The organism is uncultured Aquimarina sp., assembly GCF_947492965.1.
In the GTDB taxonomy this organism is placed as follows: Bacteria; Bacteroidota; Bacteroidia; order Flavobacteriales; family Flavobacteriaceae; genus Aquimarina.
Genome location: NZ_CANLOZ010000003.1, coordinates 572,029 through 588,117 on the forward strand (window position 1 = coordinate 572,029; position 16,089 = coordinate 588,117).

Consider the following 16,089-nt stretch of genomic DNA (forward strand, 5'->3'; position numbering starts at 1 on the left):
CCGAAGAAGATAAATAATCAGACCAAGGTTTATGATGCTTTGGTCTGATATATGTATATATGGTTTTAACTAGCTGATTAAAGCTTTTTTTGTAATAATTTCAATACCACTATCGATTAAATGAGCGATAGAAGGTTTAGCTGCTTTGATCTTATCTAAATGTTGTAAAATGTTATCTGCAAAGTTTGCATCTCGATCGTAAATCAATTCATAAATTTCTATAGGTAATAACCAATCTTCGGAATGATCTTTTTTTATAATCGCAAAAACCGCTTCCAGAGAAAATTTTGTGTTTTCACCATTTCTAACATTTTTTACAGCCTGATATAGAGCGTGTAATTCTTTTTCCTGATCGGTATATGACCTTTTTATGGTATTCATATTGGGATTATGAGTAATCATATCAAAAGAATAATCATCTGCAGGGCCCGAAAAAGCAGAAACAATTTCTTTTCCTACAGCTAGGTCAAAAGTTCCCCATTCAGGTCTGAATAAGAACTCATCTTTATATTTGATAGTACATTCTTTAAACTGAATAAGGATAAGTTCTCCTTTGATATTACGCATTCCAGTAACGTTGATTCCAGCTACCGTAATACCACTTTCAAACTCAAATTCAATATGTTCTCCATCATAAAAGTTATAAGCTTTTAAATCTCTTGGAGACATGTTTTCTATCGCTAGATTGATTCCTTTTAGTTTTCCTAATGGAGATCTAAATCCATTTGGATGTGCATCAATTCCTTGTCCAATTAATTCTTTTTCTCTAAAAGAAAGAGCAGTAGGACCTTCGGTTTCAAAATAAATAACTTCATTGTCTTCATTCTTGATCATTCTAGTAAAAACACCAGAGACTTGTAGACCAGTACTGAGCTCTATAGTGCCTAAGTTTTGAGATTCTATTAGTTTTGCAAGTCCTCGATGACCTCCTTTTCGTAAGGCCATTGTATCAGCAAACTCTTCTAATACCTGACATAGATAAGCAAAATCAGGAGTTACAAAAAGCTGAGGTTGAGGTTTCGTAATGTCAAAATCTTGAAACGCAGCATCTGGATGATAAGGAAGTTTTGTTACATTATCAGTCATACACCACTCACTTTCTCCAATAGATGAGAGTAATCCTGCACCATAAATTTTAGGATCTTCCACTGTTCCTATTAAACCATACTCAACCGTCCACCAATGCAGATTTCTTATCAGTGCCATTTCAGAAGGTTCTGATTTTTGGTTTTGTAGTTCGTTTACTCTTTTTTCCGCATTTTCAATCTCTTTAGGATCTGTATCAGGAGATTCTTTTAGTATGGAAAGTGTTCTTACGGCATCATACATGTCGTAGTCTCTCTTTGAAGAAATCGCTTTACAGCCAATTTTTCCGAAACGACGGAGGTATTCTGCATAATCCGGATTAGCGATGATAGGAGCATGTCCTGCTGCTTCATGAATAATATCAGGAGCAGGTGTATATTCTATATTTTCGAGTTGTCGTATGTCAGAAGCAATAACTAATATGTTGTATGCCTGAAATTCCATAAAAGCATTTGGAGGAATAAACCCATCTACAGCTACAGCTGCCCATCCGATTTCTTTAAGAATTCTATTCATACCATACATACTGGGAATTTCATCAATAGAAATTCCAGTCTTTTCTAACCCTTTTAAATATGATTTATGAGCTACTTTGCTTAATGTAGCAATGTTTTTACGCATTACATACCTCCAAACAGCCTGATCTATAGGTGTGTATTCATCATAATTTTGCGGTTTGATGAACTGTTTAAGATGAGGTGGTAGTCTATCAAGTAAAGGATTAGATTCTATTGGTGATGACATGTATAAATCAAATTTTGTGTGCTAATTTTTGGATTCCGAAAAGTACTAGTTTTAAAACTAAGATTAGAATTAATTAACTAATTTTGTTAACGAACAGTAGGGTTTTATTCTAATATTATGTTATAATTATAGATAGTAGTTTAATTTTTGTTCGCTTTGTCCGTTATAAGAAAAAGATTGTCAATCTTATTAAGATTATATACAATGATAAGAAAATTTATATGTGTTAGTGTTTCATTACTTTTTACGGTAGTGGTATTTGGTCAGGTAACTAATGAACTTCCCAAAAGTTCAGAAGTACAATTTAGCAAAACATTAGATAATGTAGAAATACCTTCTGTAAAGATGGCTTCTATAGATCTAGAAGCATTAAAGAAAGAAGACGCTATAAACGATCAGGATAAATCTAAGGTATATCGATTCGGTCATGAGTTTAAAGTAGATCTTGGGATTGCAAATGCAGGAGTATGGACAGAATTACCAAATGGAGATAGAATATGGAGGATACGAATCATATCGGAAGGTGCAAACACCTTAAATTTTGTGTTTAATTCGTTCAGACTTCCCGAAGGAGGAAAAGTTTTTTTATATAACGAGGATAAATCATTTCACCTAGGAGCTTATACGGATAAAATGAATAACCCAGACGAAACAATAGGAACCTGGCTTGCCGATGGTGATAATATAATAATAGAATATTATGAGCCAAAACTTGTTAGAGGTTTAGGAAAATTAAATATCGGTTCTGTAGTTCATGGCTATAGAAGTAAAAGTAACTTCCAGGCGTTTCAAAAGGGATTGAACACTTCTGGGGATTGTAATCAAGATGTAAATTGCCCTGTAGGATCTGATTTTGATAGTATTAAAGATATTGTAAAAAAAGCTGTGGGTATTATTCTGGTGGGAACAAATGGATTTTGTACAGGTACCTTGATTAATAACACTAGTAGAGATGGAGCACCATATTTTCTTACAGCGAATCATTGTGGTACTGCTAATCCTAATTGGGCGTTTCGATTTAATTGGATAAGTACAAATGCTGTTTGCGCAACCACAGAGGATAGTGTAGATAATGGTCCTTCTAATTATTTTCAAACTACAAGTGGGGCAACACCACTAGCCGTAAATCCAGAATCTGATGTGCAATTAGTAGAGATTACTGGCGGATTGGATCAAGATTGGGATATCGAATGGGCAGGATGGGATCGTACAGGAAATACTCCTGACTTTGTGGTCGGAATTCATCATCCAGATGGTGATATTATGAAAGTATGTCGAGAAGATATAAGTCCAACAATAGCTGATAATGTAAATATTGGAGGGATACCAGATCCCGTAGATACTTGGAGAGTAGATGATTGGGATTTAGGAGTAACAGAAGGAGGTTCTTCGGGTTCTGCGATTTTTGATCCACAAGGTAGAATAGTAGGGCAATTAGCAGGAGGAGGAGCCGCTTGTTCTGGAACAGATGATAATGGAGCACCTGATTTTTATGGACGATTTAGTATTTCTTGGGATTTCGGAACTACAGATGCTACCAGATTATCTAATTGGTTAGATCCAACAAATACGGGTCAAACAGCTCTTAATGCACTGTCACAAGGAAATGATCCTGATCCTGGAGAAGGTGGAGAACCGTCAACAGAGATTGTTCTTTATCCAAATCCTACGGAAGGAATGATTACAATTTCTGAAGAAGAAAGCACTTTTGATTATCTAGTATTTGATATTTTTGGTCAGGTAGTTGCTAGAGGACAAATCACTAATGAAAGAACCATAGATTTATCATCGATAGCTTCAGGAATGTATTTTGTATACATGGAAAACCTTTCCGAAGGAGGAGATTTTACTAAAAAGATTATAGTAGAATAAGAAAAGGGGTATTTTCCTTAAAGTTTTTTCTTAGCAGAAAGAATAGTTATGCCCTTGTGGTTCGTTAAGTTGAGTGTATTGCCTTCTAAGTTTTTGTATTTCTCTTCTGCGAACACTTTAAAAAACTCTTTCTCTACATCAGATGTTTCTTCGCAATAGATTTTAGTACCTATTGGGAAACCAGTATTCAAAGAGTTTTTGTCTGATTTATAATCGCAAGTGTAAGAATTACATCCCGAAAAACCAGAAATACTGTTTTTAGCAGTATCAAAAATCATAGTTAGTTTATACTCAGAAACGTCCTTTCCGTAGAGATTGGTAACCATGTAAGTACCATTAAGTTTGGATGTATCCTGGGCTTCTTTATTGTTAGAATTTACAGCATTTACGCTATTACAGTTAGTTAGGAATAGAAAAAAAGTAAACAATAAAGTATAATATTTCATAGGTTTTCGATTTTTATCAAAAAACGGAGTAAAGGATGTCGTATAATTTCTAATATAACAAATTTATTATATTTTTAGTGTTTAATCTGTAATCAAAACATGGAATAAGTTTTTTGTAATGTTTGATTAACAGTCGTAAAACCCCTGCGCCAATGAAACAAGAGAGTAGAAAGCAAGAAATTGTAAATGCTGCGGCAATTCTTTTTAAAGAGAAAGGTTATAGTGCAGTTACTATGAGAGATTTAGCCACTGCTATGGGAATCAAAGCTGCTAGCCTATATAATCATATCCAGTCTAAGCAAGAGATCTTATCCACGATTATAATAGAACTGGCTGAAGAGTTTACTACCGGAATGAATCAAATTGTAAATTCGGATCATAGTGCTATTCAAAAATTAGAAAACATAATAAGTCTTCATATAGATGTTACTTTGCGTAATTCGGATGGATTGGCTTCACTAAATAATGATTGGATGCATCTGGAAGAAGATAATCTCCTATATTTTGAAAAAATGAGAAATGATTATGAGGAGAATTTTAGACAGATTGTGATTTCTGGGGTAAATACAAATGAAATAAAACCCAATAATATAGAGATCATAGTATTTTCAACTTTATCTACTCTTAGAACACTTTATTTATGGTATCCTAAGCAGAAAAATATAGAAGCAGATATCCTAAAAAAAGATATGATTTCAGTACTGTTAAAAGGCTTGGTTTAAAATTAACAATTAATTAGTTGTGTATAAAACTAACAATTGTTAGTTTTGTTATACTATAACGTTATAGTGTAGCATGTATGAGTGATTTTTACACAGTTAAAATAGCTGAGGTTCAGGAAGAAACAAAAGATTGTACCTCTATTACTTTCGAGATTCCTCAAAAGTTAAAAAACGTCTTTGCCTTCACACAAGGACAATATCTTACGCTAAAAACTAACATTGATGGAGAAGAAATAAGACGTAGTTATTCCTTATGTTCTAGCCCTGTTGAAGATGTTTGGAAGGTAGCGGTTAAAAGAATAACGGGAGGTGTTTTTTCTAATTACGCTTGTGACGTTCTAAAAGCTGGTGATGAATTAGAAGTGCTACCTCCTACAGGTAGTTTTTTTACTCCAGTAGATCATAATAGCGCCAAAAATTATATTGTTTTTGCTGGAGGAAGTGGAATAACTCCCATACTTTCTATTATTAAAACACATCTCGCGCTAGAACCTGATTGTACGTTTAAGTTGTTTTATTTGAACAGAAATGCGAAATCCATTATCTTTAAAGAAGAGATAGAAGCCTTACGAAATAAATATTTTGGTCGATTAGAGATATTTTATTTCCTAACTAAAGAGCATAGAGATATTCCATTGCTAAATGGAAGATTTACTTCCGAAAAGTTAGAGGATTTAACTACAAAAGTTTTTGATGTAAATAACATAGATGACTGTTTTATTTGTGGTCCTGAAGAAATGATATTTCTAATAAGAGACGAGCTGGTAAAGGCAGGAATGCCTAAAGAAAAAATTCATTATGAGCTGTTTTTTTCTGGAGGTTCTGAAGAGAATCAGAAAAAGATAGCTGAGGTACTTGATAACAAAGTTGATGGAACTGAAATAACAATTATCGATGGAGGAAAAGAATTTCACTTTGCCATGGATGATGATTACGATAATATACTAGATGGAGCACTTGCTGCGGGAGCAGATCTTCCTTTTGCTTGTAAAGGAGGTGTTTGTAGTACCTGTAAATGTAAGGTTGTAGAAGGAAGTGTGGAAATGAAAATTAATTATGCTCTCGAAGAAGATGAGGTAGCCAAAGGTTTGGTACTTTCTTGTCAAGCTGTTCCTACTGCCGAAAGAGTGGTAGTAGATTTTGATGTTTAACATTCTTAATGACTCGCTTCGTTGCTAGGATTTGAGTCATAATAAAAACTATTGTTATGAGTGAAAAAGAAATAAAAAATCTAGAAGAAATCTTTGAACAAAAGATTGCCAGAGATGAAAAGATTGAGCCAAAGGATTGGATGCCGGAAAAATATAGAAAGACTCATATTCGTCAGATATCTCAGCATGCACATTCTGAGATCGTAGGAATGTTACCAGAAGGTAATTGGATTACAAGAGCACCTTCTCTAAGACGAAAAGTAGCGTTATTAGCAAAAGTACAAGATGAGGCAGGACATGGACTATACTTATATAGTGCTTGTGAAACCCTAGGTATTTCTAGAGACGAATTATATAATCAATTACATACAGGAAAAGCTAAATATTCGAGTATCTTCAACTATCCAACAATAACTTGGGCAGATATTGGAGCTATTGGTTGGTTAGTAGATGGTGCGGCTATTATTAATCAGGTACCATTATGCAGTACTTCTTACGGTCCTTATGCAAGAGCTATGATCAGAGTATGTAAAGAGGAGAGTTTCCACCAAAGACAAGGTTTTGAAATTATGATGACTTTAGCTAATGGAACTCCAGAACAGAAAGAAATGGCACAGGACGCTTTAAATCGCTGGTGGTGGCCATCTTTGATGATGTTAGGTCCTACAGATGCCGAGTCAGTGCATACAGCACAATCTATGAAATGGAAGCTAAAACGTAAAACGAACGACGAATTACGTCAGCAGTTTATTGATCAAACAGTGCCGCAAGCTGATTTAATTGGACTAACGGTGCCAGACCCTGATCTAAAATGGAACGAAGAAACTGGTCATTATGATTTTGGAGAAATTGATTGGGAAGAATTCTGGCAAGTTGTCAAAGGACATGGTCCTTGTAATAAAGAGCGTATGAACGCTAGAGTAAATGCTTGGGAAAAAGGAGAATGGGTAAGAGATGCAGCTATGGCCTATGCAAAGAAACAAGAAGATAAAAAGCTGAGAGAAGCAATCTAAAATATAAGAAATGAAAAATAATTGGCCACTTTGGGAAGTGTTTGTTAGAAGTAAAAACGGCTTAGAACATAGACATTTTGGAAGCTTGCATGCTGCAGATGCAGAAATGGCTTTAGAAAATGCCAGAGATGTATACACCAGGAGAAGTGAAGGAGTTAGTATATGGGTTGTGGAGTCAAAGAATATTACAGCTTCAAATCCCGATAATAATGGAGAACTTTTTGAACCCGCGCAGGATAAAATATACAGACATCCAACGTTTTATGATCTACCTGATGAGGTAAAGCATATGTAATTCTTCTATAAAAGGAAGTTTTTAGGTAAACTAAAAGTTAATTAAAAGATACCCGCTTTGGCGGGACAGTATCATGAAAAACGAAAATTTAGTCCAATATATATATGGTATAGCTGATAACGCCTTGATCTTAGGACAACGCTTATCAGAACTATGCGGTCATGGTCCTAGTTTAGAAACTGATATTGCAGGTACTAATATGGCTCTTGATCTTTTAGGTCAAACACGCAGTTATTATCAATATGTAGCCAGCCTAGTAGGTGAAGGAAAAACGGAAGATGATATAGCTTTTCTAAGAACAGAAAGACAATATAAAAATGTACTGTTAGTGGAACAACCTAATAGACATTTTGGATATGTAATCGCAAGACAATTTCTATTCGATGTTTTTCACCTTTTACTACTTCAGGAATTGCAACGAAGCGAAGATGAAACCTTAGCAGCAATTGCTAAAAAAGGGATCAAGGAAGTAAGCTATCATAGAAGATTTTCCTCTGATTGGATAAAAAGATTGGGTGATGGAACAGAAGAAAGTCATCAAAAAGTTCAAGAAGCGATTAATGATTTATGGAGATTCACAGATGAATTATTCCATATGACAGAGAATGATATGATAGTTGCCGATGAAGGAGTAGGAATAGACGTGAAACAACTAAGAGAGGATTATTATAGGATTGTAAAAGAAGTTCTCGAAGAAGCGACCTTAACAGTTCCTGAAATAAAATATTTTCAAAAAGGAGGCAAGCAAGGAATTCATGGTGAGCATATGGGGTATTTGTTATCCGATTTGCAATATATGCAGAGAACTTACCCTAACATGAAGTGGTAAGGAATGTTTTTAAGTGTGAAAGAAAACCAATAGATTCTCATCTTTAATATAAAACAAGTATACATTGACTATAGAATTGCAACCTCATATCGATCCAAAACTGATTCCAATTCTGGAAAAGGTTCACGATCCTGAAATTCCCGTGTTGGGAATTTTAGATATGGGTGTAGTTCGTTCCGCAATAATGAAAGACAATGTAGCTCAAATTAAAATTACTCCAACATATAGTGGATGTCCAGCGATGGATGTTATTGGTGATGATATTGTAAGCGCATTTGCTGAAGAAAACATTACAGCCAAGGTGCAATTAGTACTTTCGCCAGCTTGGACTACCGATTGGATAACTCCAAACGGAAGGAAAGCATTAGAGGAGTATGGTGTAGCAGCTCCACTAGGAGAAGAAGCTGATAAGGCTGTTTTATTAGAAGGAAAGAGGATTGTAAAATGCACCAATTGTGGTTCTACAAATACGAAAATGATCAGTCAATTTGGTTCTACAGCATGCAAAGCATTGTTTCAATGCGAAGATTGTCTAGAACCATTTGATTATTTTAAATGCTTAAAATGAATGTTAGGACTTAGAACTACAATATACAAAGTAAGCGATCTTGAAAAAGCCAAAAAATGGTATACAAAGGCTTTTGAAGTTGCACCTTATTTTGATGAACCTTACTATGTGGGGTTTAATGTTGGTGGCTTCGAATTAGGTCTACAACAAGAAGAAGAAACTCCTGCAAAAAAAACTGAAAATGTGCTATCCTATTGGGGAGTTAGTGATGTTGAAAAAGAATTTCAAAGACTTATTGATTTAGGAGCTATATCTCATGAAAAACCAACTAATGTAGGAGGAGAACTCATGGTGGCAACAGTGAAATGTCCTTGGGATAATGTTATCGGAATTATTTATAACCCATACTTTAAAATAGAAACACAATAATCAAAAAAATAATCCTTAAAAATTTTTCTTCTTGAAAAAAATTAGGATACATAGTTTATGAGCTCAATACAAATAAAAATAGAAAACGGAGTTGCCTGGATTACCTTAAACCGTCCAGAAACATTTAATAGTTTTAATAGAGAAATGGCACTTTCACTTCAAAGTACACTAGATGATTGTGAAAGTAATAATGAGGTAAGAGCTATTGTGTTAACTGGTAATGGAAAAGCATTTTGTGCAGGACAAGATTTAAATGAAGTTACATCTCCAGAACTAAATCCTGGTTTTAGAAAAATTCTAGAAGAACATTACAATCCTATTGTTCAACGTATCCGAAAAATTGAAAAACCTATCATAGCTGGAGTCAATGGAGTTGCTGCGGGAGCTGGAGCAAACATTGCTTTAGCTTGCGATATTGTTATTGGGTCAGAGGCATCAAGTTTTATTCAGGCATTTAGTAAAATAGGGTTGATCCCAGATAGCGCTGGAACATTCTTTTTACCAAGACTTATTGGTTTTCAAAAAGCGTCAGCATTAATGATGCTGGGAGATAAGGTTTCAGCCAATGAAGCAGAATCCTTAGGTATGGTTTACAAAGTAGTCCCGATAGAAAGTTTCATTGAAGAAGTTGGGAAAATAGCAAATAAGATGGCTATGATGCCAACAAAAGCTTTAGGGTTGACAAAAAGATTACTGAATCAATCTATGGTTAATAATTTAGATCAACAACTCTCATTAGAGTCAGATCTTCAAATAGAAGCTGCTGAGACCGAAGATTATTCAGAAGGTGTTAATGCCTTTATAGAAAAAAGAAAACCTGTTTTTAAAGGAAAGTAAATGATAGTAGGTATTATAGGATCAGGAACAATGGGTAGCGGTATTGCACAAGTGGCAGCCACAGCTGGTAATACTGTAAAAGTATTTGATACTAGAAAAGAAGCACTGGAGAAAAGTAAACTCGCTTTAGAAAAAATATTATCACGTCTCATAGTAAAGGGAAGAATAACAGAAGCTGATAAAGATCGTATTCAAGGTAATATTCAGTATGTCGATTCCTTAAAAAATTTGGATAATACCGATTTGGTAATCGAAGCTATTGTAGAGGACTTAGATATTAAACAGAAGGTTTTTTCTGAACTAGAATCATATGTTTCAGAAAATACCATTATTGCTTCGAATACATCTTCTTTATCAATTGCATCTATTGCCGCTTCATTACAAAAGCCAGAAAGATGTATAGGAATTCACTTTTTTAATCCGGCACCATTAATGAAGCTGGTCGAAGTTATTCCAGCAGTACAGACTTCAGGAGGTGTTACTCAAAAAGTTATAGAAATTATTTCTAACTGGAAAAAGGTAGTTGCATTAGCAAAAGATACTCCTGGATTTATAGTGAATCGAGTAGCTAGACCCTTTTACGGTGAGTCACTGCGAATTTTTGAAGAAGGTTTAGCAGATATAAGTACTATTGATAAAAGTTTAAAAGAGTTAGGAGGTTTCAGAATGGGCCCCTTCGAATTGATGGATTTTATTGGTAATGATGTCAATTATACAGTAACTGAAACCGTGTTTACGGCCTTTTATTATGATCCGAGATACAAACCATCTTTTACACAAAAAAGACTGTCCGAAGCAGGATATTTGGGTAGAAAATCTGGAAAAGGATACTACAATTATAATGATGAGGGGAAAATAGATTCACAAAATATAGTAAGTCCTAAAAGCTCAAGTAAAGTGGAGAAATTATCCAAAGAAGAACTTCCACAATATATTTTCAACCGAGTATTGGTGATGTTGATTAATGAAGCTGCAGATGCATTGTTTTGGAATGTTGCTTCAGCAGAAGATATAGATAATGCTATGACCAAAGGAGTAAATTATCCTAAAGGTTTATTGGCATGGGCAGATCAAAAAGGTATAGATTGGTGTGTAAATAAACTAGATAAGCTCTATAACGAATATCATGAAGATCGATATAGATGTAGTCCATTACTTAGAAAAATGGATAGAGAAAATAGAACCTTTTTTGCGAAACAAGAACACGCAGTAGATAGTAATAATTGATACTAGTCATAATTCAGAATTTACAATGAATAATACCACAAATTCCCGCATACTTAAAAACTCTCAGACTATTCCTGAAAAAATGCTAAGCATTGATCCGTTTAGTCAATGGTTAGGTATCGAAGTTTTAGAAGTAGAAAAAGGTAGATGCAAAGTAGGAATGACGGTTAGAAAAGAAATGTTGAATAGTATGGGTAAAGCCCACGGAGGCATATCCTATAGTTTAGCAGATACAGCTTTCGGTTTTTCCGCCAATACTCATGGTAAGCACGCTGTCTCTATAGAAACATCTATCAATCATATCGAAGCTCTAGAAGAAGGAGATTACCTAACTGCAGAAGCTGTTACCGATATAGCAAAAACAAAAGTTGGGTTTAATATCGTAGAGGTAAAAAGAGGAGAACAAATTGTAGCGCTTTTTAAAGGAGTTGTTTACAGAACAAATAAAAACTGGGAATAGCTTTTTAACTAACTATTATTTATACAAACAAATGAGAGTATTATTAACAACAGTAATCCTGTTATCATTTCTTTCCTGCGGGAAAGAAACAAAGTCTAAAAAAGAAACACTAGAAGGTACGGAACCAGTTACCACTGAAACTGCAGAACAAAGATCCGAAGAGGTAGAAAGTGCTTTGGGAGGGTTGTTTAATGATCAAATTGATATGGAAGTTGATGAATCCGTTTTCGTAATTGATAATGGAACGAATAGAGCAAATGAAGATATGTCGGCAGGTATCATGAAAATGTTAGCACCACAACCCTATGAAGCGTTTAAAAAGAGAATGATGGAAGAACCCGAAGATCAAAATGGAGTCACTTCTTTAGGAATAGAAGAAGTGGATTTAGGAGGGAAAACTGTTTTAGTCCAAAAGTCAAAAACCTTGGATGATGCTGGAGGAGAAATGATGATGATCATGCATGCTTTTGATGCAGGAGAGAACAAAACGATCATGATTTCTTCCTACTTTATGAAAGAGGAAGAATCCAAATATTTACCGCTAATAGAAAAATCAGTACTATCAGCAAAATTGAAAGAATAAAAAACAATGAAAGAAGCATATATCATAGATGGAGTAAGAACTCCGATCGGTAATTACAAAGGAACGTTATCAGCTGTTCGTACGGATGATTTAGGTGCTTTGGTTATTCAAAAACTGGTAGAAAACAATCCTAATATCCCAAAAGAAGCCTATGACGATGTAATTATGGGATGTGCTAATCAGGCTGGAGAGGATAATAGGAACGTTGCGAGAATGTGTTCTTTGTTGGCAGGCCTACCTTTTACCGTTCCTGGAGAAACTGTAAATCGTTTATGTAGTTCTGGATTGTCAGCAATTATTCATGCTAATAGAGCAATTAAAGCAGGAGATGGAGATCTCTTTATCTCTGGAGGAGTAGAAAATATGACTCGTGGTCCTTATGTAATCGCAAAGCCATCTTCGGCCTTTGGTAATGACTCTAAAATGTATGATTCGAGCTTTGGATGGCGATTCGTGAACCAAAAAATGCACGAATTGTATGGTACTGATGGTATGGGGACTACGGCAGAGAACTTGGTGGAGAAATATAATATCTCTCGAGAAGATCAGGATGCATTTGCTTATTGGAGTCAAATGAAAGCTACAAAAGCAAAAGAATCTGGAAGGTTAGCAAAAGAGATTACGACAGTAGAAATTCCACAACGTAAAAAAGATCCAATCCTGTTTTCTGAGGATGAGTTTATAAAGCCAACTACAACAAAAGAGGTGCTTGCAAAGCTACGCCCTGCTTTTAAGAAAGAAGGTAGTGTTACTGCGGGTAACTCTTCAGGTCTTAATGATGGGGCAGCAGCAACCATTATTGCTTCAGAGGATGCAGTAAAGCAATATGGGTTGAGTCCTATTGCAAGAATAGTAAGTTCTGCCGTAGTTGGAGTGGAGCCGAGAATTATGGGAATAGGCCCTGTACAAGCATCTAATAAGGCGCTAGAAAAAGCAGGGATTACGATGGATGATATTGATATTATAGAATTAAACGAGGCTTTCGCTTCACAAGCACTGGCTTGTATAAGAGCATGGGGATTAAAAGATGATGATCCTAGAATTAACCCAAACGGAGGATCTATTGCAATAGGTCACCCTCTTGGAGTAACAGGAACTAGAATTGCCTATTCCGCAGCACTCGAATTACAAGAGCAAAATAAACGATATGCCCTTATTACGATGTGTGTAGGAGTTGGTCAAGGATATGCCTGTGTAATTGAACGAGTGAGTTAGTCGATGAGTGTTGAGTACACTCGCTTCACTCGCTGTGAGGTTTGAGAATATTAGAAAAATTGTCATTCCTGCGGAGGCAGGAATCTATATAAGATTAGACTTTTTTGTTTCTTTTTTACATTACACAAAAAGGAAATAAAAAAAGAAAAATAAAAAGCGAAAGCATGAAAATACTACAAAGCTATATCAATGGAACGTGGGCAGAAGGAGATGGTGATGGTATCATTATGCATGATGCCGTAACCGGAGAAGTAATTGGTCGTTCTACAACTGATGGATTAGATATTCCATCGGTATTACAATACGGCAGAACCAAAGGAGGTGAGGTATTAAGAAAAATGACCTTTCAGGAGAGAGGAAATATGCTTAAAAAATTAGCATTGTTCTTAACTAAGAGAAAAGAACAGTTTTACGAGATAAGTTATCGTACCGGAGCAACTCGTATTGATAGTTGGATAGATATAGAAGGAGGATTCGGAAACTTATTTGCCAATGCATCTCTTAGAAAGTTGTTTCCTAATCAATCGTATCATGTAGAAGGAGATCCAATAGATTTATCCAGAGGCGGAAGATTTATGGCGCACCATATTTTGGTGCCAAAACGTGGAGTAGCAGTGCATATTAACGCATTTAACTTTCCTATTTGGGGGATGTTAGAAAAATGTGCAGTCAATTGGATGGCTGGTATGCCATCGGTAGTATTACCTGCTCCTCAGACAGCTTATTTGACTGAAGCACTAGTACGTGTGATAATCGATTCTGGAATTCTGCCAGAAGGCTCTTTACAACTACTTAGTGGGATGACCAAAAATATTTTGGACACAGTAGAATCTCAGGATGTAGTGACTTTTACAGGATCTGCACATACAGGTAAATTGTTAAAAGCACATCCTAGATTAATTGAGGAATCAGTTCCTTTTACAATGGAAGCAGATTCTTTGAATGCTTCAGTTTTAGGAAAAGATGCAGTGCCAGGAACTCCTGAGTTTAATCTTTTTATAAAAGAAGTTAGGAAAGAAATGACCGTTAAAACAGGTCAGAAATGTACCGCAATCAGAAGAATTATTGTTCCATCTAATTTAGTAGAAGATGTTCAAATTGCATTAGGACAACAATTAGATAAGGTTACTATCGGTGATCCAAGGTTGAAAGAAGTAAGAATGGGAGCTTTGGCGAGCAAACAACAAGTAGAAAGTTTCCGTAATAATGTATCCGAAATAGCAAAAACTGCACAAATGGTATATGGTAGTTTAGATACCATAGAAACGGTTGGTGCAGATGCAGAAAAAGGAGCTTTTGTAAGCCCAATCTTGATGAGACAAGATGATCCCTTCAAAAATACAGAAGCACATATCATAGAAGCATTTGGACCAGTTTCGACCATCATGCCATATGATACATTGGATGATGCCATCACTCTTGCGCATATGGGTAAAGGATCTTTGGTATCTTCTATTTTTACCTATGATGATCAAATAGCTAAAGAGTTTGTAGTTGGAGCAGCTTCACATCACGGACGTATTTTAGTTGGAAATCGTGAAAACGCTAAGCAAAGTACTGGTCATGGTTCTCCATTGCCAATGTTAACCCATGGTGGTCCGGGTCGAGCTGGTGGTGGTGAAGAGATGGGTGGCATGAGAGGAATTAAACATTATATGCAACGATGTGCCGTACAAGGTACTCCAACAACTCTCACTGAAGTAACCGGGATTTACCAGGCCAATTCAAAATACAAAGAAACAGATAAGCATCCATTTGCATATCACTGGGAAGATATCGAACCAGGAATGTCTTTAAAAACACATAAAAGGACAGTTACGGATACTGATATCATAAACTTCGCTAATCTTACTTGGGATCACTTTTATGCTCATACAGATATCACATCGCTAGAAGGAAGTATTTTCGAAAAAAGAACAGCACACGGATATTTTATATTAGCAGCGGCGGCAGGTCTTTTTGTATATCCTAATAAAGGTCCAGTAGCGGCAAATTATGGTTTAGAGGAATGTAGGTTCCTGAGACCCATCTACCATAATGATACGGTATATGTAAGGCTTACTTGTAAGCAAAAGATTGATCGTGATCATAGAGGAAAAGAGTTACCGAGTGGAATTGTAAAGTGGTTCGTAGAGGTATTTGATCAAGAAGATGAATTAGCCGCAATAGCTACAATTTTAACGATGGTACAAAAAAAATCACCATTTGTACAAGTGAATCGTTCAAATATTGAAAGATATTTAGCAAAGCTTACTGATGATATGAAACCGAAGTGGGGCATCATGACACCACAACATATGATAGAACATCTAGAATATACGGTACGCATTGGAGCTGGTGAAATTCAGGATTTTGAGATCGCCACTCCAGAGGAGTATTTAGAAAAAGTACAAGAGATGGTTTATAATCATAAACCCATGCCAAGAGAACATCAACATCCTTTGATGAAAAAAGGAGACCTAGAAGTTTTAAAACATGAAAACCTTGCTACTGCTAAAACCAAATTGTTAGAAGCATTGGATAACCTGGAGATATTTTTTAAAGAAAATCCAGAAGCAGTGACCAAAAATGCAGTTTTTGGAGAGATGAATAAGTTTGAGTGGGATCTATTGAATGTGAAGCATATGAATCATCATTTTGAGCAGTTCAATCTATTGGATTGAATAAATATT

16 protein-coding genes are annotated in these 16,089 nt (G+C 35.5%); 14 read left to right on the top strand and 2 right to left on the bottom strand.

Annotated features, from left to right (window positions below; translation table 11 throughout):
- Nucleotides 1-69 precede the first annotated feature (69 nt).
- Nucleotides 70-1,830: an aromatic amino acid hydroxylase gene (locus Q1B37_RS10450; RefSeq protein ID WP_299898480.1), complete on the bottom strand. Its 1,761-nt coding sequence runs from the start codon at nucleotides 1,828-1,830 to the stop codon at nucleotides 70-72.
- Nucleotides 1,831-2,034: 204 nt separating this feature from the next.
- On the opposite strand from Q1B37_RS10450, the gene Q1B37_RS10455 reads away from it, so the two are divergent.
- A complete protein-coding gene (locus tag Q1B37_RS10455) occupies nucleotides 2,035-3,702 on the top strand; it encodes a T9SS type A sorting domain-containing protein (RefSeq protein ID WP_299898482.1) in 1,668 nt (555 codons plus the stop codon).
- Between the two features lie 17 nt (nucleotides 3,703-3,719).
- Here Q1B37_RS10455 and Q1B37_RS10460 read toward each other — a convergent pair whose 3' ends face one another.
- Nucleotides 3,720-4,148 (bottom strand): META domain-containing protein, encoded by a 429-nt coding sequence (locus Q1B37_RS10460; protein WP_299898483.1) that lies wholly within the window; start codon nucleotides 4,146-4,148, stop codon nucleotides 3,720-3,722.
- 152 nt (nucleotides 4,149-4,300) lie between these two features.
- Here Q1B37_RS10460 and Q1B37_RS10465 point away from each other — a divergent pair, with 152 nt between their 5' ends.
- The 13 genes from Q1B37_RS10465 to paaZ all read left to right on the top strand — a co-directional run bounded on the left by Q1B37_RS10465 (nucleotide 4,301) and on the right by paaZ (nucleotide 16,080).
- Nucleotides 4,301-4,870 carry a TetR/AcrR family transcriptional regulator gene (locus Q1B37_RS10465; RefSeq protein WP_299606144.1) on the top strand — a complete coding sequence of 190 codons (570 nt, stop codon included), beginning with the start codon at nucleotides 4,301-4,303 and terminating at the stop codon, nucleotides 4,868-4,870.
- Nucleotides 4,871-4,947: 77 nt separating this feature from the next.
- Nucleotides 4,948-6,021 carry a 2Fe-2S iron-sulfur cluster-binding protein gene (locus tag Q1B37_RS10470; RefSeq protein ID WP_299898484.1) on the top strand — a complete coding sequence of 358 codons (1,074 nt, stop codon included), beginning with the start codon at nucleotides 4,948-4,950 and terminating at the stop codon, nucleotides 6,019-6,021.
- Between the two features lie 56 nt (nucleotides 6,022-6,077).
- Nucleotides 6,078-7,034, top strand: a complete 957-nt coding sequence (gene paaA, locus Q1B37_RS10475) for a 1,2-phenylacetyl-CoA epoxidase subunit PaaA (RefSeq protein WP_299898485.1) — start codon at nucleotides 6,078-6,080, stop codon at nucleotides 7,032-7,034.
- A 10-nt stretch (nucleotides 7,035-7,044) separates the two neighbouring features.
- Nucleotides 7,045-7,329 carry a 1,2-phenylacetyl-CoA epoxidase subunit PaaB gene (gene paaB / locus Q1B37_RS10480; RefSeq protein WP_299606151.1) on the top strand — a complete coding sequence of 95 codons (285 nt, stop codon included), beginning with the start codon at nucleotides 7,045-7,047 and terminating at the stop codon, nucleotides 7,327-7,329.
- 73 nt (nucleotides 7,330-7,402) lie between these two features.
- A complete protein-coding gene (paaC, locus tag Q1B37_RS10485) occupies nucleotides 7,403-8,158 on the top strand; it encodes a 1,2-phenylacetyl-CoA epoxidase subunit PaaC (protein ID WP_299898486.1) in 756 nt (251 codons plus the stop codon).
- A 64-nt stretch (nucleotides 8,159-8,222) separates the two neighbouring features.
- A complete protein-coding gene (paaD, locus tag Q1B37_RS10490) occupies nucleotides 8,223-8,726 on the top strand; it encodes a 1,2-phenylacetyl-CoA epoxidase subunit PaaD (RefSeq protein WP_299898488.1) in 504 nt (167 codons plus the stop codon).
- Complete coding sequence (locus tag Q1B37_RS10495; RefSeq protein ID WP_299898490.1) at nucleotides 8,727-9,095, top strand: VOC family protein; 369 nt, start codon at nucleotides 8,727-8,729, stop codon at nucleotides 9,093-9,095.
- A gap of 57 nt (nucleotides 9,096-9,152) precedes the next feature.
- Nucleotides 9,153-9,932 (top strand): enoyl-CoA hydratase-related protein, encoded by a 780-nt coding sequence (locus Q1B37_RS10500; protein ID WP_299898492.1) that lies wholly within the window; start codon nucleotides 9,153-9,155, stop codon nucleotides 9,930-9,932.
- Complete coding sequence (locus tag Q1B37_RS10505; RefSeq protein ID WP_299898493.1) at nucleotides 9,933-11,159, top strand: 3-hydroxyacyl-CoA dehydrogenase NAD-binding domain-containing protein; 1,227 nt, start codon at nucleotides 9,933-9,935, stop codon at nucleotides 11,157-11,159. It abuts the gene before it with no gap.
- A 25-nt stretch (nucleotides 11,160-11,184) separates the two neighbouring features.
- The gene (locus Q1B37_RS10510; protein WP_299898495.1) at nucleotides 11,185-11,619 is read left to right on the top strand and encodes a hotdog fold thioesterase; all 435 of its coding nucleotides are present in this window, start codon (nucleotides 11,185-11,187) and stop codon (nucleotides 11,617-11,619) included.
- Nucleotides 11,620-11,650: 31 nt separating this feature from the next.
- Nucleotides 11,651-12,202 carry a hypothetical protein gene (locus Q1B37_RS10515; RefSeq protein ID WP_299898497.1) on the top strand — a complete coding sequence of 184 codons (552 nt, stop codon included), beginning with the start codon at nucleotides 11,651-11,653 and terminating at the stop codon, nucleotides 12,200-12,202.
- 6 nt (nucleotides 12,203-12,208) lie between these two features.
- Nucleotides 12,209-13,417, top strand: a complete 1,209-nt coding sequence (pcaF, locus tag Q1B37_RS10520; RefSeq protein WP_299898498.1) for a 3-oxoadipyl-CoA thiolase — start codon at nucleotides 12,209-12,211, stop codon at nucleotides 13,415-13,417.
- Nucleotides 13,418-13,581: 164 nt separating this feature from the next.
- A complete protein-coding gene (gene paaZ / locus Q1B37_RS10525; RefSeq protein ID WP_299898501.1) occupies nucleotides 13,582-16,080 on the top strand; it encodes a phenylacetic acid degradation bifunctional protein PaaZ in 2,499 nt (832 codons plus the stop codon).
- Nucleotides 16,081-16,089 lie beyond the last annotated feature (9 nt).

Bases quoted from the DNA above. Each gene is read 5' to 3' on its own strand.
- Q1B37_RS10450 (WP_299898480.1), bottom strand. From the start codon at position 1,830: ATGTCATCACCAATAGAATCTAATCCTTTACTTGATAGACTACCACCT.
- Q1B37_RS10455 (WP_299898482.1), top strand. From the start codon at position 2,035: ATGATAAGAAAATTTATATGTGTTAGTGTTTCATTACTTTTTACGGTA.
- Q1B37_RS10460 (WP_299898483.1), bottom strand. From the start codon at position 4,148: ATGAAATATTATACTTTATTGTTTACTTTTTTTCTATTCCTAACTAAC.
- Q1B37_RS10465 (WP_299606144.1), top strand. From the start codon at position 4,301: ATGAAACAAGAGAGTAGAAAGCAAGAAATTGTAAATGCTGCGGCAATT.
- Q1B37_RS10470 (WP_299898484.1), top strand. From the start codon at position 4,948: ATGAGTGATTTTTACACAGTTAAAATAGCTGAGGTTCAGGAAGAAACA.
- paaA (WP_299898485.1), top strand. From the start codon at position 6,078: ATGAGTGAAAAAGAAATAAAAAATCTAGAAGAAATCTTTGAACAAAAG.
- paaB (WP_299606151.1), top strand. From the start codon at position 7,045: ATGAAAAATAATTGGCCACTTTGGGAAGTGTTTGTTAGAAGTAAAAAC.
- paaC (WP_299898486.1), top strand. From the start codon at position 7,403: ATGAAAAACGAAAATTTAGTCCAATATATATATGGTATAGCTGATAAC.
- Q1B37_RS10495 (WP_299898490.1), top strand. From the start codon at position 8,727: ATGTTAGGACTTAGAACTACAATATACAAAGTAAGCGATCTTGAAAAA.
- Q1B37_RS10500 (WP_299898492.1), top strand. From the start codon at position 9,153: ATGAGCTCAATACAAATAAAAATAGAAAACGGAGTTGCCTGGATTACC.
- Q1B37_RS10505 (WP_299898493.1), top strand. From the start codon at position 9,933: ATGATAGTAGGTATTATAGGATCAGGAACAATGGGTAGCGGTATTGCA.
- Q1B37_RS10510 (WP_299898495.1), top strand. From the start codon at position 11,185: ATGAATAATACCACAAATTCCCGCATACTTAAAAACTCTCAGACTATT.
- Q1B37_RS10515 (WP_299898497.1), top strand. From the start codon at position 11,651: ATGAGAGTATTATTAACAACAGTAATCCTGTTATCATTTCTTTCCTGC.
- pcaF (WP_299898498.1), top strand. From the start codon at position 12,209: ATGAAAGAAGCATATATCATAGATGGAGTAAGAACTCCGATCGGTAAT.
- paaZ (WP_299898501.1), top strand. From the start codon at position 13,582: ATGAAAATACTACAAAGCTATATCAATGGAACGTGGGCAGAAGGAGAT.